Origin of the sequence: Bacillus sp. FSL W8-0519 (genome assembly GCF_038005585.1) — a bacterium.
GTDB classification, from domain to species: domain Bacteria; phylum Bacillota; class Bacilli; order Bacillales; family Bacillaceae_G; genus Bacillus_A; species Bacillus_A paranthracis.
On the sequence record NZ_JBBOTL010000001.1, the window covers coordinates 4144481 to 4165227 of the forward strand.

Annotated in this window: 21 protein-coding genes; all 21 read right to left on the reverse strand. The window is 37.0% G+C overall.

Annotated features, from left to right (window positions below; genetic code table 11):
• Nucleotides 1-31: 31 nt before the first annotated feature.
• The 21 genes from NST14_RS21785 to lepA all read right to left on the reverse strand — a co-directional run bounded on the left by NST14_RS21785 (nucleotide 32) and on the right by lepA (nucleotide 20563).
• Nucleotides 32-175, reverse strand: coding sequence for a YqzL family protein (locus tag NST14_RS21785; RefSeq protein WP_000883924.1), 144 nt, complete (start codon nucleotides 173-175; stop codon nucleotides 32-34).
• Between the two features lie 176 nt (nucleotides 176-351).
• Nucleotides 352-1257, reverse strand: coding sequence for a GTPase Era (gene era, locus NST14_RS21790; RefSeq protein ID WP_001080241.1), 906 nt, complete (start codon nucleotides 1255-1257; stop codon nucleotides 352-354).
• The gene (locus tag NST14_RS21795; protein WP_001014347.1) at nucleotides 1250-1648 is read right to left on the reverse strand and encodes a cytidine deaminase; all 399 of its coding nucleotides are present in this window, start codon (nucleotides 1646-1648) and stop codon (nucleotides 1250-1252) included. The genes era and NST14_RS21795 overlap by 8 nt, the downstream gene beginning before the upstream one ends.
• Before the next feature lie 99 nt (nucleotides 1649-1747).
• Nucleotides 1748-2101: a diacylglycerol kinase family protein gene (locus tag NST14_RS21800; RefSeq protein WP_000715482.1), complete on the reverse strand. Its 354-nt coding sequence runs from the start codon at nucleotides 2099-2101 to the stop codon at nucleotides 1748-1750.
• Nucleotides 2098-2568 (reverse strand): rRNA maturation RNase YbeY, encoded by a 471-nt coding sequence (gene ybeY, locus NST14_RS21805; RefSeq protein WP_000054692.1) that lies wholly within the window; start codon nucleotides 2566-2568, stop codon nucleotides 2098-2100. Before ybeY ends, NST14_RS21800 begins: the two co-directional genes overlap by 4 nt.
• Complete coding sequence (locus tag NST14_RS21810) at nucleotides 2565-4709, reverse strand: HD family phosphohydrolase (protein WP_000946451.1); 2145 nt, start codon at nucleotides 4707-4709, stop codon at nucleotides 2565-2567. The genes ybeY and NST14_RS21810 overlap by 4 nt, the downstream gene beginning before the upstream one ends.
• Nucleotides 4710-4902: 193 nt before the next feature.
• The gene (locus NST14_RS21815) at nucleotides 4903-5862 is read right to left on the reverse strand and encodes a PhoH family protein (RefSeq protein ID WP_000840514.1); all 960 of its coding nucleotides are present in this window, start codon (nucleotides 5860-5862) and stop codon (nucleotides 4903-4905) included.
• A 3-nt stretch (nucleotides 5863-5865) separates the two neighbouring features.
• On the reverse strand, nucleotides 5866-7065 hold the full coding sequence (gene yqfD, locus NST14_RS21820) for a sporulation protein YqfD (protein ID WP_000792485.1): 1200 nt from the start codon (nucleotides 7063-7065) through the stop codon (nucleotides 5866-5868).
• 296 nt (nucleotides 7066-7361) lie between these two features.
• Nucleotides 7362-7655, reverse strand: a complete 294-nt coding sequence (gene yqfC, locus NST14_RS21825) for a sporulation protein YqfC (protein WP_000732266.1) — start codon at nucleotides 7653-7655, stop codon at nucleotides 7362-7364.
• A gap of 107 nt (nucleotides 7656-7762) precedes the next feature.
• Complete coding sequence (locus tag NST14_RS21830; RefSeq protein WP_000054571.1) at nucleotides 7763-8206, reverse strand: GatB/YqeY domain-containing protein; 444 nt, start codon at nucleotides 8204-8206, stop codon at nucleotides 7763-7765.
• Nucleotides 8207-8221: 15 nt separating this feature from the next.
• Nucleotides 8222-8395: a 30S ribosomal protein S21 gene (gene rpsU, locus NST14_RS21835; protein ID WP_000048061.1), complete on the reverse strand. Its 174-nt coding sequence runs from the start codon at nucleotides 8393-8395 to the stop codon at nucleotides 8222-8224.
• Nucleotides 8396-8789: 394 nt separating this feature from the next.
• On the reverse strand, nucleotides 8790-10142 hold the full coding sequence (gene mtaB, locus NST14_RS21840) for a tRNA (N(6)-L-threonylcarbamoyladenosine(37)-C(2))-methylthiotransferase MtaB (RefSeq protein WP_000108677.1): 1353 nt from the start codon (nucleotides 10140-10142) through the stop codon (nucleotides 8790-8792).
• Between the two features lie 6 nt (nucleotides 10143-10148).
• On the reverse strand, nucleotides 10149-10898 hold the full coding sequence (locus NST14_RS21845) for a 16S rRNA (uracil(1498)-N(3))-methyltransferase (RefSeq protein ID WP_001190152.1): 750 nt from the start codon (nucleotides 10896-10898) through the stop codon (nucleotides 10149-10151).
• Between the two features lie 144 nt (nucleotides 10899-11042).
• The gene (prmA, locus tag NST14_RS21850) at nucleotides 11043-11981 is read right to left on the reverse strand and encodes a 50S ribosomal protein L11 methyltransferase (protein WP_000872108.1); all 939 of its coding nucleotides are present in this window, start codon (nucleotides 11979-11981) and stop codon (nucleotides 11043-11045) included.
• 28 nt (nucleotides 11982-12009) lie between these two features.
• Nucleotides 12010-13125: a chaperone protein DnaJ gene (gene dnaJ, locus NST14_RS21855; RefSeq protein WP_000043935.1), complete on the reverse strand. Its 1116-nt coding sequence runs from the start codon at nucleotides 13123-13125 to the stop codon at nucleotides 12010-12012.
• 204 nt (nucleotides 13126-13329) lie between these two features.
• Complete coding sequence (gene dnaK / locus NST14_RS21860; RefSeq protein ID WP_000034690.1) at nucleotides 13330-15165, reverse strand: chaperone protein DnaK; 1836 nt, start codon at nucleotides 15163-15165, stop codon at nucleotides 13330-13332.
• 26 nt (nucleotides 15166-15191) lie between these two features.
• On the reverse strand, nucleotides 15192-15770 hold the full coding sequence (grpE, locus tag NST14_RS21865) for a nucleotide exchange factor GrpE (protein ID WP_000392720.1): 579 nt from the start codon (nucleotides 15768-15770) through the stop codon (nucleotides 15192-15194).
• A gap of 121 nt (nucleotides 15771-15891) precedes the next feature.
• Nucleotides 15892-16908, reverse strand: a complete 1017-nt coding sequence (gene hrcA / locus NST14_RS21870) for a heat-inducible transcriptional repressor HrcA (protein ID WP_000954950.1) — start codon at nucleotides 16906-16908, stop codon at nucleotides 15892-15894.
• Nucleotides 16909-17041: 133 nt separating this feature from the next.
• Complete coding sequence (gene hemW / locus NST14_RS21875; RefSeq protein WP_033688206.1) at nucleotides 17042-18181, reverse strand: radical SAM family heme chaperone HemW; 1140 nt, start codon at nucleotides 18179-18181, stop codon at nucleotides 17042-17044.
• A gap of 52 nt (nucleotides 18182-18233) precedes the next feature.
• A complete protein-coding gene (locus NST14_RS21880) occupies nucleotides 18234-18608 on the reverse strand; it encodes a winged helix-turn-helix transcriptional regulator (RefSeq protein WP_001293546.1) in 375 nt (124 codons plus the stop codon).
• A 131-nt stretch (nucleotides 18609-18739) separates the two neighbouring features.
• The gene (lepA, locus tag NST14_RS21885) at nucleotides 18740-20563 is read right to left on the reverse strand and encodes an elongation factor 4 (protein WP_001030957.1); all 1824 of its coding nucleotides are present in this window, start codon (nucleotides 20561-20563) and stop codon (nucleotides 18740-18742) included.
• Nucleotides 20564-20747: the final 184 nt, after the last annotated feature.

Below are 20747 nucleotides of genomic sequence, written 5' to 3' on the forward strand. Positions count from 1 at the left end.
TCGTCACCATCCAAGGTTTGAACAAAACGGGTCAAGAAATTGGAGAGTCTAGATGCGCTAGCTCCTCTTCATGTTGATCCATCTCATCGTTTACGTCTTTTTCCATTTCTTTCAAAAGCAAATACGTCTCAATGCTTCCTGTTTTGGAGAAAAACTTCCAGGTAAAATCTAGCATAAGAATCCACCTTTCTCAATAAGCGTAGCCTATAAACCAATTTCCTTTGTTGTTATTAAATTGACCCATTTTGTCCATTTTCATGTGAGAAAAATTTTTCCTAATTTATCAAAACTCGTAAAAACCAATAATCAGCGGATGAACAAAACATCCGCTGATTACAGCTTTACTCTATTTTAATACTCGTCTTCGCGGAAACCAAGGTCACGAAGCTGAGACATTTTATTACGCCAATCTTTTTGCACTTTTACCCATACTTCTAAAAATACTTTAGAACCAAGTAATGCTTCAATATCAAAACGAGCTCGCTTACCGACTTCTTTTAACATCTTCCCTTGTTTTCCGATAATAATCCCTTTTTGCGACGGACGTTCCACAACAATCGTTGCATTAATATAAACTGCCCCGCCCTCACGTTTTTGAATTGCATCGATAACAACAGCTACAGAATGCGGCACTTCTTCACGTGTTAAATGTAGTACTTTCTCACGAATAAGCTCTGCAATAATAAATCTCTCCGGATGATCCGTTACTTGATTATCTGGGTAGTATTGTGGTCCTTCCGGTAAATACTTTTTAATTGTACCAATTAGGGCCTCTACGTTATTACCGTCTAATGCAGAAATTGGTACGATTTCTGCAAAGTCATGTAATTTGCGATATTGATCAATTAGCTCTAATAATTGTTCTGGGTGAACTTGGTCAATTTTATTAATAACTAAAAATACTGGTTGTTTCGTTTCTTTTAACTTCTCGATGATGAATTCTTCACCACGACCAAAGCCTTCAACAGCATTCACCATAAATAGAACGATATCAACTTCTTTTAATGTCGTTTGCGCCATCTTCACCATGAAGTCGCCTAGTTTATGTTTCGGTTTATGTATTCCTGGTGTATCAATAAAAATTACTTGTGAATCATTTTCTGTATATACACCTTGAATTTTATTACGAGTTGTTTGTGGCTTGTCACTCATAATAGCAATTTTTTGACCAATAATACGATTTAAAAATGTAGATTTCCCAACATTCGGTCTGCCAATAATAGAGACAAAACCTGATTTATAACCTTTTCTATTCATGTAAATCCTCCGCTAAAAATGCTCCTGGTAACAATTCCCCGACTGTTGTCTCTTGAACGTCACCATGTAAATTTGATAGGTATACTTTCGTATCCTGTTTACATAATTCTACCATAACTTGTCGACATGCTCCACAAGGAGGTACTGGACGCTTCGTATCCGCCACAATTGCGATAGCTACAAACTCTTTATCTCCTTCAGAAACCGCCTTAAATAAAGCTGTTCTTTCTGCACAGTTACATAAGCCATATGAAGCATTCTCAACATTACATCCACGATATACTTTTCCATCCTGCGTTAATAATGCTGCACCTACTTGAAATTTAGAATATGGTACGTACGCTTGTTTACGCGCTTCGATTGCTTCTTGAATTAATTGTTGACCATTCATATTCCCGCATCCTTCCTGTTCACAGCTGTGAATAGATACACTCTCTTATTAAAGGCCTTTACGGCACCTTCAAAGCTTAAGAAAAGCTTTGGAATGCAACTATACCACATACGGTAAAAAGATAATAGCACCAATTATAACGGCTATTATCGCAAACAATAAAACCGCTCCCGCCGCGACATCCTTTGCGACTTTCGCAAACGGATGTATATCGGTAGTCGCTAAATCTACTGTTTTTTCCACAGCCGTATTTACCATCTCTAAACTCATTACAATTCCTATTACAATAAGTAATACCATCCATTCTACTTTTGTAATATGGAAATAAAAGCCGCAGCATATAACAACAACTGCGGCTAAATAATGAATTTTCATATTTCGTTCATGACGAAGACAAAAGAATATACCGACTATAGCATACCCAAAACTATCTATAAGTTTTCCTTTTTTCATCGTCCTAATCCAAATGCTTCTAAAATTTCTTTTTGTCTTCCGAACATTTCTTTTTCATCCTCTTCTGTCATGTGGTCATAACCAAGTAAATGTAAAAAGCCATGTAACGCTAAAAAGCCAAGTTCACGATCAAAAGAATGTCCATACTCTTCAGCTTGTTCTTTCGCTCTCGGAATAGAAATAATAAGATCACCTAACATACGCGGCATCTCTACACCTACAATTTCCATTTCTCCTTCTCCCATTTCTTCCATAGCAAAAGAAATGACATCAGTAGGCTGATCCTTATCTCGGTAATCACGATTAATCTCGCGAATGCGTTCGTTATCTACAAATGTTACTGATAACTCTGCACCATCCTCTATTTTTTCCATTTGAGCTGCTTTTCCTAATATCTCACGAATTAAATTCACATACTCTTCTTTCACTTCTTCTGTTTCATCAATGAAATCAATTAATAAACTCATTCTTTCTCCTTATCTTCCGGTGGTTCCGGATATGTAATACGCGAATGGAAAATACCATTTAACGTTTCACATAACGTTTTTCCAACGATTTGTAGTTCCTTAAATGTCAAATCACATTCACTAAATTGCCCATCCTGCAGGCGATCTTTAATAATACTTTGTACTAAATTATTAATTTGATCTGGCGTTGGGTGATTCATAGAACGTACCGCTGCCTCAACACTATCCGCAATACCAACGATTGCCGATTCTTTAGAAGTTGCTTTTGATCCCGGATAACGGAACATCTCTTCTGTATATTTTTCTTTATCTTCTTTAATCGCCTTATAATAAAAATATTTCAGGAGCGTTGTACCATGGTGTTGTCCAGCAATATCGATAATTTCTTGCGGAATATGGTATTCTTCGAGCATCTTTACTCCATCGGTTACATGACCAATGATAATATCTTTACTCGTCACAGGATCTAATTTATCATGCGGATTTTCAATTCCCATCTGGTTTTCAATAAAGAATTGTGGTTGTACTGTTTTTCCTACATCATGATAGTAAGCCCCTACACGCGCTAATACACCATTTGCTCCAACTGCTTCACAAGCCGCCTCAGAAAGATTCGCTACCATTACACTATGGTGATATGTCCCTGGCGCTTCTAATAAAATTCTACGCAACAGCGGATGATTCGGACTTGATAATTCCATAAGCTTCATACTTGATACAATTCCAAGTCCACTTTCTAAATATGGTAATATCCCCATAGCCAAAACGGATGAGATAATTCCTGAAAGGGAAGCCATTAATAATTGGGTACCAATTTCAAGAGGCGAAAAATTCCCATTACGTAATAATAATAACGCCGCCAAGACGACTACATTTAAGATTGAAACGAGTATACCAGCTTGTAAAATCATCGTACGACGATTTTTTTCTCTTAAGAAAATGCTCACTGATAATGAACTTAATAACACATAAATGCCTACACTATAATTTAGTGTACTTGTTACTCCTTCATTAAACATAATACTTCCGCACACAGAAAAAATCATACTTGTTAAAAATACAAATCGATCGCCAATCATTAGTTTTACAAGTATCGTTCCCATCGCAACTGGGACAACATACGCAATTCCTGCATATTCAAGCTTTTGAAACAAACTAATAATTTTCATTAAAACAATCGTGATAGACAAAATTGTAATATACGCTAAAATGTACGGTTTGTCTTCTCTTTTCCGCTGTAAAAATACTTCAAACTGTTTATGCATAAAGTATAGTAACACACCAATGAGCACCGCTAATCCAACATAAGGCTGAAAACTATTACCTTTTTCTAATAAACCGACTAATTTCAACTGATTATACATATCACTTGAAATTGTTTCACCTTCTCTAACAATAACTTGTCCTTGAAGAATATAAACAGGTGGAACTAAATCTTCTTCTGCTTTCTTCTTCTCTTTCGTTACAGCCGGGTCATAGAAATAATTTGCTGTAATCGCATATGATCCTAGCGCATTCACAGCTTCTTTCAATCCGCTATTCACATTCAGGCTTTTCATTTCATTAACAAATCGCTCTTTCGCTGCCATTTCTTCGGACATTTTAATATTTCCACCCATGATAACGCTAACAGACGTTAAAGCCGCATTCTTTGCTAATTCTAATTGATCCGGTTCTGCATTAATAAAGTATAATAAATTCTCATCCGATAATTCCTTCGTTAAATTAGATGGCAACTTCTTCTTCAACTTTTCTAATTTATTCGCATCGGTCATCTTTTTTTGCTCTTCAGGTCCAGCAGCTTTCATCTCCTGAATTACTTCATTCACCTTAGCAAAAACATCATTTACAATATCTACTCTATTTTGTTTATATTCACTTCTATATGTATATTGATCCCCGACTTTTTGAGCGGCCTCTTGTTTTTTTCTTTCCGTTATAACCTTATCTTCAATTTTAATAGGAGAATGAATTGTTTTTTTCGCAATAGAATACATATCAACATCTAATTGCTCTGGTTTCACATTATTCATAAGTGCGAAAAACAGCACTGCTCCTAATAAAACGTAAGAAATCCAACTTAGTTTTTTCGAATGTTGTAAATTACGAAACCACTTAGAAATTTCTTGAGATCTTAACATGATTTCAATACCTTCTCCTCTCTAGAAATAAAGTGAAACTATTTATAGCTTTCATTTCTTCTAGCCAACGATACTTTTAGGTAACATTTTTATACACCAGTACCTATAGTTTATTTCTCTTATCTTTTATGATAGTAAAAAATATGCCGTTCGCCAACCTTAATACAAAAAGAAATGATCCTGACAAATAGGATCATTCCATTTTATCATATGCCTCAATAATACGTTGTACCAGTGGATGCCTTACAACGTCCGTTTGTTCTAACGTAATGAATGAAAGACCTGATACACCAGATAAAATGTTAGCGGCTAGCGTAAGCCCTGATTTTACCCCCTTTGGTAAGTCTACTTGTGAAGGGTCCCCCGTAATAACCATTTTAGAACTAAAACCTAATCTAGTTAAAAACATTTTTATTTGTGCACCCGTTGTATTTTGCGCTTCATCTAAAATAACAAATGAATCATCGAGCGTACGTCCTCTCATATAAGCAAGAGGCGCGATTTCAATTACACCTCTCTCCATCATACGCTGCGTATATTCTTGTCCAAGAATATCGTGCAGAGCATCATACAATGGACGTAAGTACGGATCTACCTTCTCTTTCAAATCACCTGGTAAAAATCCTAAACTTTCTCCAGCTTCTACAGCCGGTCTCGTTAAAATGATTTTCTTTACATACCCTTGCTTTAAAGCTCTTACAGCCATTACTACAGCTAAGTATGTTTTCCCAGTCCCGGCAGGTCCTATTCCAAATACAATATCATTTTTCTTCATTGCATGAATATATCTTCTTTGTCCCATCGTTTTTACACGAATGGATTTACCTTTTGCCGTTTTAAAGATTTCTTCTTCATATAACTCTTCAAATTGAGCAATTTTCCCTTGTTGTGCGAGCTGAATTGCATACGCAACATCTCTTTCTGTAATTAACACACCTTTTCGAATAACAACAAGTAGTTGTTGTAAGATTTTTTCTACGAGTGTCACAGTTTCAACTGCTCCAGATGCATGAACAGTTTCACCTCTAGTTACGATTGATACATTCAGTTCCCGTTCAATTACTTTCAAATGAGCATCATTGACTCCAAAAAGAGCGATTGCTTCGTTAGTATTTTCCAATTGTTGGTTCATTTCTACTAATTGTTCTGCCATTACTCAGTCTCCTTGAATATCGGATTCGGATATTGGTTGTGGCTCTGCAATATTTTCAATCACAGTATAATGCAAAGTGACTTTTAGTTGATCCGCCTCAACCTCTTTACTCAAAATCTTATCACTTACAATCATAGCATGTTCATCCAATTTTTTCTTTAGTTCTTTTTCGGCCATTTCTTTCGCTACTTTCATTGCCTGTTTTTCTGTATATTCTCGGTTCGCCTCTTCCTCTTCTCGCACTACATCTTTTTCATATGCAATCGGCAGTGTAAAACCAAATAATTTCACATCATGTTTTACACTTTCCGTACGAGAACGTTTATACTTATCATGCTGAAATCCCCATATTTTTATTTTTGTACTCCCAAATGTAAGGTAATGCTCATTATACGTATTACCAGTATATACTTGAAATTGCGTCTTGAGTGGTACATTCACCTCAGAGGTGTACCACGTTTCTCCATATACAATACCTTTCGCCGAAACAATGGTTGGACTCTCCTCATTACCGTATATCCCTGATACGAGAAGCTGCCCTTTTTCTACATGATCATTTTTTAAAACGACTGGTTTTCCAACTTCAACAAATGTTTTTGTAACAATCGCTTCTTTTTTTGCCACTAAATTTTGCGGCCTTTGTTCTTTTTCTTTTTTCGGCTCATTTTTTTCAACAATTTTAAAATGGTACGTCGTTCCCCTTACTTCTAGTCCTGCCCAAGTAATCGCATTAATATTGTCCGTCAAATGACGTTGTACATCTTCTACACTAGGCATTTGGAATTGTAATTTTCCTTTTTTAATACCCATTTTGTCCAATTCTTTCATCAATATATATTCTGTTTCAGGTTTCGCTCCTGTAATTTCAATTTTCCAAACCATATTCGATAATGCAATCATACCAAAGAAGAAAATTAAAAAACCAATTAAGAATCCACTATTTTTAATTAAGCGCTTATTCCAAAATGGAAAACCGTAACGCCCAATAAAATATAGTTTACACTCATTTTTTCTATAAATCGGCTTTATTTTTTTCACATCTCGTAATAGCATACAAAAGACTAACGTTTCATCGGCAATTTTCTTAACGTCCCAAACTAATAATTTTCTACGCACACATTCGTTAACAAACCGCTCCGCTCCTCTACCTTCAATTCGTACCTTCACATATCCAAGCCACTTTATAAACCATTTATTTTTCATCTACTACCTTCACTACCTTTCCAAAAGTAGACACACTACTTTTCACTTTAATTAGCAAAATAGCTCGTACGAAAATGAAATAAAGAGTTTTATTTTCCATAAATAGCGGGATAAAGTGAGACTTTAATCAGCCCTCACCAATTGGACTTTAATGGATAGCCCGACCCCCACCTAACTTCTTTGCTTTCGCTGAATTTTGAGGCGGGGGCTTACTGCCCATTAAAGCGGGATAAACTTAAATAGTAGGGACAAATCATTAGAATAAAGAAGAAAAACTTCACATACGGAAGTTTCCCTTACTTCTCTTTCTGTTCGTCTTCTAAAAACGTCACTTGCTCAATTATCCCTTCAAGCAAAAGTTCTTCCGGAAGGATTGTTTTAATAACAAAGGACTGCCCCTTAATCAATAACTGACCATGTTTTAACAACAATCTTACTTCTTTATCTGAAAACACTAATAAACCTCGATGATTTTCTATATAGATATGCACTTGCCCAACAAGCGTGATCCGAGGTAGATCCATTAGCACATCCACTGGTAGGTCTATTTGCTTCGTTAACCAATTCTTCATTTGTTCTAATTTTTTCATCCCAAAAGACCCCCTCTCATCCCATATGTATGAAAAAAGAGCTTGTAATATCACGTCCAAACTGAAAAAAGCATAAAAAAACGTCTCATACGAAATGAGACGTTTTTTTATGCTAATAGCTGGATAACCAGCTTATTCACAAGCGATCCATCTGTTTTACCTTTTACTTTCGGCATAACAGCAGTCATCACCTTACCCATATCTGCTTTAGACGTCGCACCAACTTCAGAAATAACTTGCTTGATTATATCAACTAGCTCTTCTTCCGTTAATTGCTCCGGCAAATATGCGCTTAAAATCTGAATTTCACTTTGCAGTTTATTAACAAGGTCTTCACGACCAGCTTTTTTAAATTCAAGGAGGGAGTCCTTATGCTGTTTTACTTCACGAGCTAAAACTGTTAGTTCCTCTTCTTCAGTAAGAGTATGCTGTAGTTTAATACCTTCATTTTGTAAAGCAGCCTTAACCATACGAATGACGGTTAATTTTTCTTTTTGTTTATTCTTCATCGCTTGTTTCATATCATCGTTTAAACGACCGAGAAGACTCATAACTTACACCCTCTCTTAGAATTTACGCTTTCTTGCCGCTTCAGATTTCTTCTTACGTTTTACACTTGGTTTTTCATAAAACTCGCGCTTTCTTGCTTCAGCAAGTGTACCAGTTTTAGAAACCGATCTTTTAAAACGGCGAAGTGCATCCTCCAAAGACTCGTTTTTACGAACGACTGTTTTTGACATTCTCTTTCCCTCCCTCCGAAACATCACACTTACATACTAACTCCAGCATGCAAAAAGAAACACTTCTTCAGCATGTCTTTTACGATTATAATACATTTTATCACTTCAGGTCAACTATTTGACAGAATAAAAGAAGAATAGATGCTCTTCCTTTTTCAAAAACTATGCAGATAGCTGTTATCTTTTCCCCTGAAGGCAACTATATTTTTGTCATTATACCTTTTTTCATGCAGAAACGTACGGAAAAACTACTCATTTCGTACATTTTCAGTACTTAACTTCTCCACTAAAAAAGAAAGCATGCAAATCGTTTCCGTTTGCATGCTTTTTTATCCCGATTGGTGCGGGCTAATAATGAGCGGGGAATGAATCCCACGCTCATTAAAGTTTCACTTTATGCGCTTGCTGATTCCTTTTTCACATCATCTTCAAGGACACGAACAAATTGCGCTTCGTTATATGGATAACCAGCTTTTGTGATTTTTACTTTCACTAATTTACCGATTAATTCTTCTGATCCTTCAAATACAATTTTCAAGTAGTTATCTGTATAACCTACATATAGGCCTTCACGGTCGCCCTCTTTAAATTGTTCTTCTGGAATAATTTCAAGTACTTCTCCTTCAAACTGTGATGCATACTCTTTCGCTAATTGATTAGATAGTTCAATTAAACGGTGAACACGATCATTCTTCACATCTTCAGGAACTTGATCTTCCATACGCGCTGCAGGTGTTCCTGTACGTTTTGAGTACGGGAATACGTGCAACTCAGAGAAGCGATTCTCTTTAATGAAATTGTATGTTTCCATGAATTCTTCTTCTGTTTCACCTGGGAAACCAACGATTACGTCTGATGTAATCGCAAGACCTGGTAACGCTTCTTTCAAACGATCTAAGCGCTCCTGGAAAAATTCCATCGTATATTTACGACGCATACGCTTTAATACAGTATTAGATCCAGATTGCAACGGAATGTGTAAATGACGTACAACTACTTCAGACTTATCTAACACTTCAATTACTTCATCTGAAATCTGACTCGCTTCAATAGAAGAAATACGAAGACGTTTTAATCCGTCTACTTCCGCTTCCATATCACGAAGTAATCCAGCTAAGTTATAATCTTTAATATCTTCACCGTATCCACCTGTATGAATACCTGTTAATACGATTTCCTTATAGCCTGCATCTACTAATTGCTGCGCTTGTTTAATAACTTCTTTCCCATCGCGAGAACGCATTAAACCACGCGCCCAAGGAATAATACAGAATGTACAGAAGTTATTACAACCTTCTTGTATTTTTAAAGATGCACGTGTACGATCCGTGAAATAAGGTACATCCAGTTCTTCGTATACACGTGTTTTCATAATGTTGCGGACAGCATTAATTGGCTGACGCTCTTTACGGAATTCTTCGATGTATCCTAACATCTTTTCACGATCTTGTGTACCAACTACAATATCTACACCTGGAATCGCCATAATTTCCGCTGGAGATGTTTGTGCATAACATCCCGTTACACAAATAACCGCATCTGGGTTTTGACGAACAGCACGTCTAATAACTTGACGACTTTTCTTATCTCCCGTATTTGTTACTGTACATGTATTGATAACATATACATCAGCTTTCTTTTCATATTCAGTTCTTTCATATCCACCTTGTTTAAACAATTGCCAAATGGCTTCTGTTTCATAGTGGTTTACTTTACAACCTAACGTATGGAACGCAACAGTTGACATTGATCATCACCCCATCAATTCAAAATGATACGAAGCAGCACTTAACGCGTATAACGGCGCCGTTTCTGTTCTTAAAATTCTTGGTCCTAAACTACATGGTACAAATTTATGTTCACGAAGCGCTGTAATCTCTTCCTCAGCTAAACCGCCTTCTGGGCCAAATACAATCAATAGCTTTTGACCTGGTTTCATCATCGTTAAAGCTTTCGCAAAATTAGATTTCTCGCCTTGTTTCGCTTCCTCTTCGTAAGCAACAAGGCAAACATCATACTCACCACTCATTGACAGCAATTGTTTAAACGATGCTGGGGTGTGTACTTCTGGAATTTCACTTCTATGTGATTGTTCCGCAGCTTCTTTCACAATTTTTCTTAAACGCTCAACTTTTTTATCAGCTTTTTTCGCATCCCATTTTACGATAGAGCGAGATGCTTGAAATGGTAAGAATGCAGCTGCCCCAAGCTCAGTTCCTTTTTGAAAAATTAACTCTAGCTTGTCTCCTTTCGGCAGTCCACTTGCAATCGTCACGAAAACAGGAAGTTCACTTGACGTCTCTACCCATTCTACAATAGCCGTATGAATAAATTCACTGGTAATTTCATCAATTGAACATACGGCTGTTTTTCCGTTTACACAGCAATAAATGTGATCACCAGCTGACATACGCATCACTCTTGCTATATGATGTACGTCATCACCTACAATGCGAATACTTGTCTCATTTACATATTTCTCTTCTACAAAATAACGTTGCATATAATCACCTTAGTAGAGTTTCGTTCCTTTCGTAAGCCAATACTTACGAAAAGAACGAAACGTTATCATTTTTCATATAACAAACGGCAAGTCCCTCACCTTATAGTGAGAGACTCCCCTTTTCATTATAGACTAAAATCTATATTACGCATTTCGTGCAATAATTGCTACCCAATCTTCCATTCGCAACACTTCTTCAATTGTAAATCCAGCTTTTTCTAGCGCTTCAGAAATTACTTTTTCCTTTGCAGCAATAATGCCCGATGTAATAAATAATCCGCCTGACTTCACAACTCTTGCTGCATCTTCAGGGAATAAAAGAATAATTTCTGCTAATAAGTTAGCTACGATTAAATCAACAGGACCTTCAATACCCTCTAAAAGACTATTTTGTCCAACAGTCACGATATCATCTGTTTTATTTAAACGTACATTCATTTCTGCACTTTCAACCGCAACCGGATCTAAATCATATGCTTGAACAGAAGACGCACCTAGTTTTGCTGCTGCAATACTCAGCACACCAGAACCTGTTCCTACATCAATGATTGTGTTACCTGGCTGTACTGTTTTTTCTAAAGCACGGATACACATCGTTGTTGTTGGATGAGTTCCTGTCCCAAACGCCATACCTGGATCTAATTCAATAATTTTTTCTTCCGGAGAAGATGGTGTATATTCTTCCCAAGTCGGTACAATTGTGAATGTATCAGAAATTTGTACTGGATGGTAATATTTTTTCCAAGCAGTAGCCCAATCTTCTTCATTGACTTCGTTAACGGTAATATTTCCAGTACCAATTTCGATGTCGTAAGATGGAAGCACATCAATAGATGATTTTACACCTGCAATTGTTTCATGTAAAGAATCCGTTTGCGGGAAATATGCTTTTATTAACACACCTTCTGCCGGATACTCATCTGGGTTCAATGCATAAATTTCACCATATTGTTGCTCGCGCTCTTTCGTCAACTCCGCTGGGTCCTCAATCGCAACTCCACTAGCACCAGCTTCATGTAAAATATGAGAGACAGCTTCTACTGCTTCTTCTGTTGTATGAATACTAATTTCTGACCATTTCACAATTTACCAACTCCATTTTTTATTTCCATTATTCCCCTTTGAAAGCACGTTTAAGCTTTCCGAATAAACTATCATCCTGCTCTTCTTGTCCTGCAAATTCACGCAATAAATCTTTTTGCTGTGAAGTTAATTTCGTCGGTACAACAACACGCACGACTACATATTGATCTCCTTGACCGTATCCACGTACGTTCGGAGCACCCTTTCCTTTTAGGCGGAATTCTGTTCCTGTTTGTGTTCCTGCTGGAATTTTCAGCTTCACTTTACCATGAACAGTAGGAACTTCTACTTCATCACCAAGTGCCATTTGCGCAAATGTTAATGGCATTTCGCAAATAATGTGATCTCCTTCGCGCTCAAAGAATTCATGATTTCTTACATGAACAACAACATATAAATCTCCTGCTGGGCCGCCATTTACGCCCGCTTCACCTTTTCCAGATACGCGGATTTGTTGACCATTATCGATACCTGCTGGAATTTTAACATTGATTTTTTTACGTTTACGAACTTTACCAGAACCGTGGCATGTCGTACATTTTTCTTTAATGATTTGCCCAGTTCCTGAACAATGACCGCAAGCTTGACGGTTTACGATACGACCAAATGGTGTATTTTGTTCTACACTTACTTGCCCTGATCCTGAGCAATGTTTACATGTTTCTTTTGAAGTTCCTGGTTTTGCCCCGCTACCTTTACAAGTATCACATGGATCTTCTACTGGAATCTCAACATTTAACTCTTTACCAAAAATAGCTTCTTCAAAATCTAAAGTGACTTGATATTGTAAGTCAGCACCTTGGCGCGGAGCATTTGGATCACGACGTCTGCCGCCACCGCCGCCAAAGAATGAACTAAAGATATCTTCAAAACCGAAGCCACCACCGAAGTCTCCTCCGCCGCCAAAGCCACCGAAGCCTTGATTAGCACCAGCATGACCAAATTGATCATATTGCGCACGCTTTTGATCGTCGCTTAATACTTCGTATGCTTCTTGTACTTCTTTAAACTTTTCAATTGCATTTTCTTCTTTACTTACGTCTGGATGGTATTTTTTAGCCAAACGACGATACGCTTTTTTTATTTCATCTTTTGAAGCACCCTTGCTAAGTCCAAGGACCTCATAATAATCTCGTTTACTCATAAATTTACAACCCCCGAATCTTTCACATAAACGTAATTTTAACACCGAAAGAAAGTGCTTTGCAACAAAGTTTCCTCACTTACAGTATGCAAAGTAAAAAACTTAAGACCCTTACACATTCCTTCTCATTCGTGAAAAAAGCCAAAGCCAAGGCACGCTTGACTTTGACTTTTTGTCATCTTACTTATTATGTTTAAAGTTGAATTACTTGTCTTCTTTTACTTCTTCAAACTCAGCGTCTACTACATTGTCTTTCTTCGCGCCAGCATCTTGTGCTCCTTGTGCACCTTCTGCTTGCCCTGCAGCTGCTTGAGCTTGCTCATATAGTTTAACAGTTAGTTGTTGTACGATTTCTTGTAAAGCGTCTTTTTTCGCACGGATTTCCTCAAGCTCGTTCTTCTCAATCGCAGCTTGTAATGCTTCTTTCGCTTCTGTTGCTTTTGCAACTTCAGCTGCATCTACTTTACCTTCTAAATCTTTTACAACTTTATCTGTTTGGAATACAAGTTGGTCAGCTTCGTTACGAAGTTCAACTTCTTCCTTACGTTTTTGGTCAGCGTCAGCGTTTGCTTCTGCTTCTTTTACCATACGATCTACTTCTTCATCAGAAAGACCTGAAGAAGATTGGATTGTAATAGCTTGTTCTTTGCTTGTTCCTAAATCTTTTGCACGTACGTTAACGATACCGTTCGCATCAATATCGAATGTTACTTCGATTTGTGGAATACCACGTGGTGCTGGTGGGATATCCGTTAATTGGAAACGTCCTAACGTTTTGTTGTCAGCTGACATTGGACGCTCACCTTGTAATACGTGAATGTCTACTGCTGGTTGGTTATCAGCAGCTGTTGAGAATACTTGTGATTTACTCGTTGGAATTGTAGTGTTACGCTCGATTAATTTCGTGAACACACCACCCATAGTTTCAATACCTAAAGAAAGTGGAGTTACATCTAATAATAGTACGCCTTCTACATCACCAGTAAGTACGCCACCTTGAACTGCAGCACCTAATGCTACAACTTCATCCGGGTTTACACCTTTATATGGTTCTTTACCAGTTTCACGTTTAATAGCTTCTTGTACAGCTGGGATACGAGTAGAACCACCTACAAGGATAACGCGATCTAATTCACTTGCAGATAGACCAGCATCTTTTAAAGCACGACGAGTTGGTTCTAATGTTCTTTCAACAAGGTTTGCTGAAAGCTCTTCGAATTTCGCTCTTGTTAATGTTAATTCTAAGTGTAATGGACCAGCAGCTCCAGCACTAATGAATGGCAATGAAATTTGTGTTTGTGTTACACCTGAAAGATCTTTTTTCGCTTTTTCAGCTGCATCTTTCAAACGTTGAAGTGCCATTTTATCTTGGCTTAAATCAATGTTATTTTCTTTTTTGAACTCAGCTACTAAGTGATCAATGATAACTTGGTCAAAGTCATCTCCACCAAGACGGTTGTCACCAGCAGTTGAAATAACTTCAAATGTTCCATCTGCTAACTCAAGGATAGATACGTCAAATGTACCGCCACCTAAGTCATATACTAAGATTTTTTGCTCTTCATCTTGTTTTTCTAAACCGTAAGCAAGCGCTGCTGCTGTTGGTTCGTTAATGATACGCTCAACTTCTAAACCAGCGATACGACCAGCATCTTTCGTTGCTTGACGCTCTGCATCGTTGAAGTATGCAGGTACTGTAATAACAGCTTTCGTTACTGTTTCACCTAAATATGCTTCAGCAGAAGCTTTTAAGTTTTGTAAAATGATTGCAGAAATTTCTTGAGGTGTATATTCTTTACCTTCGATTTCTACTTTGTAGTCTGTACCCATATGACGTTTAACAGACATGATTGTATTTGGGTTTGTAATTGCTTGACGCTTTGCTACTTCCCCAACTTGACGTTCTTCATTTTTGAAAGCTACAACAGAAGGTGTTGTACGGTTTCCTTCTGGATTTGGGATAACCTTTGGTTCTCCACCTTCCATAACAGCTACACAAGAGTTTGTTGTACCTAAGTCAATACCGATAATTTTACTCATGGCGAATCCTCCTACTTTTATGTAAATTATTGATTTACTTTTACCATCGATGGGCGAATTACACGGTCTTTTAATTTATAACCTTTTTGGAATTCTTCCACAACCGCATTTGATTCAAATTCGCTGTCTTCTACTTGCATAACAGCTTGGTGTTCATGAGGATCAAACTGTTTACCAACAGCTTCAATCGCTTCTACACCTTCTTTTGTCATCGCTTCTAACAATTGACGATATACCATTTCCATCCCTTGTAATAAGGACTTCATTTGCTCATCAGTTGCTTCCACTTGCATCGCTCTTTCAAAATTATCAAGAGCTGGCAAAATATCTGAAACAAGACTTTGTGCTCTATATTTTTCAGCAGCCTGTTTATCCATTTGAACACGACGCTTATAATTTTCAAAATCAGCTTGTAGACGTAGCATACGGCCTTCCGTTTCCGTCAGTTTCGCTTGCAATTCATCTACTTTTTCTTGTAAAAGAGCAGCCTCACTTTTTTCTTCAACAGTTTCTTCGCTGTCTTCAGATGTTACGGCTTCTTCAACTTGTGCTTCTTTTACTTCTTCTTTCACTTCTTCTACAACTTGTTCGTTACGCTCTTCCACAATTTTCACCTCCTTAAAAGGTATTAGGTATCATGCATAGCATGATTACCTAAGTATAGTTATATATTACACACAGTGATGTATTGCTTATCACTTGAGCGAATGTATTCTTCTTTATTCTTTATTTTTTTAGTCCATCTGTAATTTGCCTTGTAAATAACTGCAACAAACTAATTACACGAGAGTATTGCATTCTCGTTGGACCTAAAATTGCAATTGTTCCAAGTTGTTCTTCTCCAATCGAATATGTTGCAGAAATCAAACTACAATCTTCCATGGCTGTCGCAGAGTTTTCCCTACCAATTTTCACTTGAATACCAACTTGTTTATGACGCAAAATATCATAAAACTCAGCTTCGTTATCAATCATGGTAAGTAAAGATCTAACTTTTTGAATGTCATGAAACTCTGGTTGCGAAAGCATATTTGCCTTCCCTCCAAAGTATATCTTTTCCGATAACGGAACTTGAAATGTACCATCCAATATTTTTATTGCACTATCGTAATTATGAACATACCCACGCAATACCGTAACAATCTCCTTAAAGATTTTATTATGGAGTTCCGACATTGGTACGCCCGATAGCTTTTCATTTAAAATATTAACCATTTTTTCTAAATCTGATAAATCAACAGATTCCGGAACGGTAATCGTTTTGCTTTGTACATGCCCTGTATCCGTTACAATAATAGCGACTGCGGTTTGACGATCAAGCGGAACAATTTGTACGTTTTTAAGTTTATTTGTGCTTAACTTCGGTCCAAGAACAATGGCCGTATAATTTGTAAGCTCTGATAAAATTTGAGCTGATTGTTGTGCAATCTTTTCCGCTTCAAAAATTCTTTCAGCAAATAAATCTTTAATTTGTACAATTTCATCGTTCGGTAAATTTTGCGGCGCTAAAAGATGGTCTACATAAAATCGGTATCCTTTTTCAGAAGGAACACGTCCAGAAGAACTGTGCGTTTTCTCAATAAATCCTAGTTCCTCTAAATCAGCCATTTCATTTCGTATAGTAGCTGAACTAAATGTAATTTCATCTTTTTTAGCCAACGTCCTTGACCCAACAGGTTGCGCTGATCCAATAAAGTCATCAATAATTGTTTGTAAAATTAAGAGCTGACGTTCCGTAAGCATCTCATCATCACCTCTGTTAGCACTCTTTGTCTTCGAGTGCTAAATCTATTAATAACTTACCAAAATTGACATTCAATTGTCAACGGAAACGTCACGAAATAATGAAACTTTTTCACGTTAATGGAACATTTAATTAGTCAATCAAAAATGATTGGAATACTTCATTCCCTAATAATTTTCCTTTTCGCGTTAAACGAACATATCCATCGCTCTCTTCAAGCAATCCTTGTTCTTGGTTGTTTTGTAACTGCTTCGCGAAAACTTGATCCATTTCCATATTAAATTTCTTTTGAAACGCTATTTTAGATACACCTTTTGTTTTTCGGAGTCCTAAGAACAATTCTTCTTCCATTTTTTCTTTCTCCGTCACCACGTGAACATCTAAATACGGAAATCCGATTTCATCGATTTTATTGAAATATTGCTTGAGCGGCCCTACATTTTGGATACGTTCTCCATTTACATAACTATGCGCTCCAGCTCCAAATCCATAATACTCTTCATTATTCCAGTATGTGAGATTATGTCTACTTTCATTATTCCCTTTTGAAAAATTACTAATTTCATACTGGGTATAGCCATGTTTCTCCATTTCATCCATTACCATTTCGTACATTTTCGCTTCATGGTCTTCACCTGGAAGTCTTAATTTCCCTTTATTCATTAAGTTATAAAATACTGTTTTCGGTTCCACAATTAATGAATATGCCGAGAAATGTTGTACACCAAGCGTAAAAGCAATGTCTAATGTTTCTTTTACATCTTCTATCGTCTGTCCTGGCAGAGCATAAATAATATCTACATTTATATTTTTAAAGCCTACTTCTTGCGCTTCTCTAATTGCTACAAACGCATCTTCTCTCGTATGCTTACGTCCAATTTTCTCAAGCAATTCATCTCGAAATGTTTGCACCCCAAAACTAATTCGGTTCACTCCACCTTCTAGCAATACATTTAATTTCTCTTTCGGCAAATCACCTGGATTCGCTTCAAATGTTAATTCACAATTCGGGGCAAACGGACGTAAACGACGATTTATAATATTTAATAATTTCTTTGTCTGTTCCATATTTAATGCTGTTGGAGTTCCCCCGCCAACAAAAATCGTTTTCATACTATCAAACGGTACCTTTTGAACTGTATTTATTATTTCTTTCTCTAAATACTCTAAATATTGATCGACCGGCTGGCGTTCAATAAACACTTTATTAAAATCACAATAGTGACAAATATGCTGACAAAACGGAATATGAATATATGCAGCTTGCACCAAAACTAACTCCTACCTTTCTAAAAAGAAAACCTCCACGCTCGGGAGGCTTCTTTTACTTCTCTAACGTATTACGAATTTGTTCCATTCGCATTTTTCCCCAATCATACATCATTTCAACGATTGGTAAAAGCGACATGCCTAATTCCGTCATATAATATTCCACTCGCGGTGGAATTTCTGGGTATACTGTTCGATCAACAATCCCATCTTCCATTAACTCTTTTAATTGGTTTGATAAAACTTTATGAGAAATGCTCGGAAATAATCGCTGTAATTCACTAAAACGATGAGGCCCTTCCACACCAAGATGCCACAATATCACAACTTTCCACTTTCCACTAATAATAGAAAGCGTCAATTCCTTTTCACAATTAAAATTGCCATTTTGTATTTTTTCTTGAATATCTTTTCGAATATTTTCGGACATTAACAAACTCCTAACTTTATATGAACTAAAAAGCTCTCTCACTATTGTAAATGAGAGCTACTCAGATGTCTAAAAAGTAATTATACGTAAAAAAGAAGCCGCATAAACGACTTCTTTTTTCATTCCAACTATTAGTTGTCATCCATTTTCAGTACAGCCATGAATGCTTCTTGCGGTACTTCTACAGAACCAACAGACTTCATACGTTTTTTACCTTCTTTTTGCTTATCAAGAAGTTTACGCTTACGAGAAATGTCACCACCGTAACATTTCGCAAGTACGTTTTTACGCATCGCTTTAATTGTAGAACGCGCTACAACTTTGTTTCCGATCGTCGCTTGAATTGGCACTTCGAACTGCTGTCTTGGAATTAATTCTTTTAATTTTTCTACGATTACTTTACCACGGTCATATGCTGAATCACGGTGTACGATAAATGATAGAGCATCGACTTGCTCAGAATTTAAAAGAATATCCATTTTCACAAGTTTAGATGGCTTGTAACCAATTAATTCATAATCAAATGATGCATATCCTTTCGTATTTGATTTCAACTGATCGAAGAAGTCATATACGATTTCTGATAATGGGATTTCATATGTCAAAGTAACACGCGTTTCATCTAAATATTGCATATCAATAAACGTTCCGCGTTTACCTTGGCAGATTTCCATTACAGCTCCAACATAGTCATTCGGAACCATAATTGCTGCTTTAACAAATGGCTCTTCAACACGATCAATTGTCTGTGGATCCGGCATATTAGACGGGTTATCGACAATCATGTCTTCACCATTCGTTAAGAATACTTTATAAATAACACTTGGCGCTGTTGTAATTAAATCAATTTTAAATTCACGTTCAATACGCTCTTGAATGATTTCCATATGAAGAAGTCCTAAGAATCCACAACGGAAACCAAATCCTAGCGCTTGAGATGTTTCTGGCTCAAACTCAAGAGCAGAATCGTTTAATTCTAATTTCTCTAGCGCATCACGTAAGTCGTTGTAACGTGCAGAGTCAATCGGGTACAGACCACAGAATACCATTGGATTTAATTTACGGTAACCAGGTAATGGCTCAGCTGCTGGACGTTTCGCATGTGTAATCGTATCACCAACGCGTGTGTCACCAACATTTTTAATCGATGCCGCTAAGAAACCTACATCACCTACTGTTAACTCATCACGTTGCGTAGTTTTCGGTGTAAACACACCTACTTCTGTTACTTCAAATTCTTTTCCAGTTGCCATCATACGTACTTTATCGCCAACTTTTACCGTTCCATTTACAACACGGATATACGCAATTACACCGCGGTATGGATCATATAAAGAGTCAAAGATCATACATTGTAACGGTTCTTCTGAATCACCTGTTGGTGCTGGCACTTTTTCAACGATTTGTTCTAAAATCTCTTCAATGCCAATCCCAGCTTTTGCCGAAGCAAGTACAGCTTCTGATGCATCTAATCCAATTACATCTTCCACCTCTTGGCGTACACGCTCTGGGTCTGCACTTGGTAAATCGATTTTATTAATAACCGGTAAAATTTCTAAATTGTTATCAAGCGCTAAGTATACGTTCGCTAACGTTTGCGCTTCAATACCTTGCGCTGCATCTACTACAAGAATTGCACCTTCACAAGCCGCTAAACTACGAGATACTTCGTACGTAAAGTCGACGTGTCCTGGTGTATCAATTAAGTGAAGAATATATTCTTCGCCGTCTTTTGCTTTATAGTTTAATTGTACTGCGTTTAATTTAATTGTAATACCACGCTCACGCTCTAAATCCATAGAGTCAAGCAACTGAGCTTTCATTTCACGTTGTGTTAACGCGTTTGTTTTCTCTAAAATACGGTCTGCTAACGTTGACTTTCCGTGGTCAATATGAGCAATGATAGAGAAATTACGAATTTTGGACTGTCTTTTTGCTCTTTCTTCTTTGTTCATCTATGTTCTCAACTCCTAATAGTCTCGCCAATATACACTAGCACTGATTATATCAATAGAGCAGCAAAGATTCAATGAAAACTCGTGCTGCTTACAATACAAATCATTCTATTTATATCTTATGCGAACAAACCATAAGAGACAAACCTTTTTCAAATTAAAGAACGGCTGTCTTACAAACCTG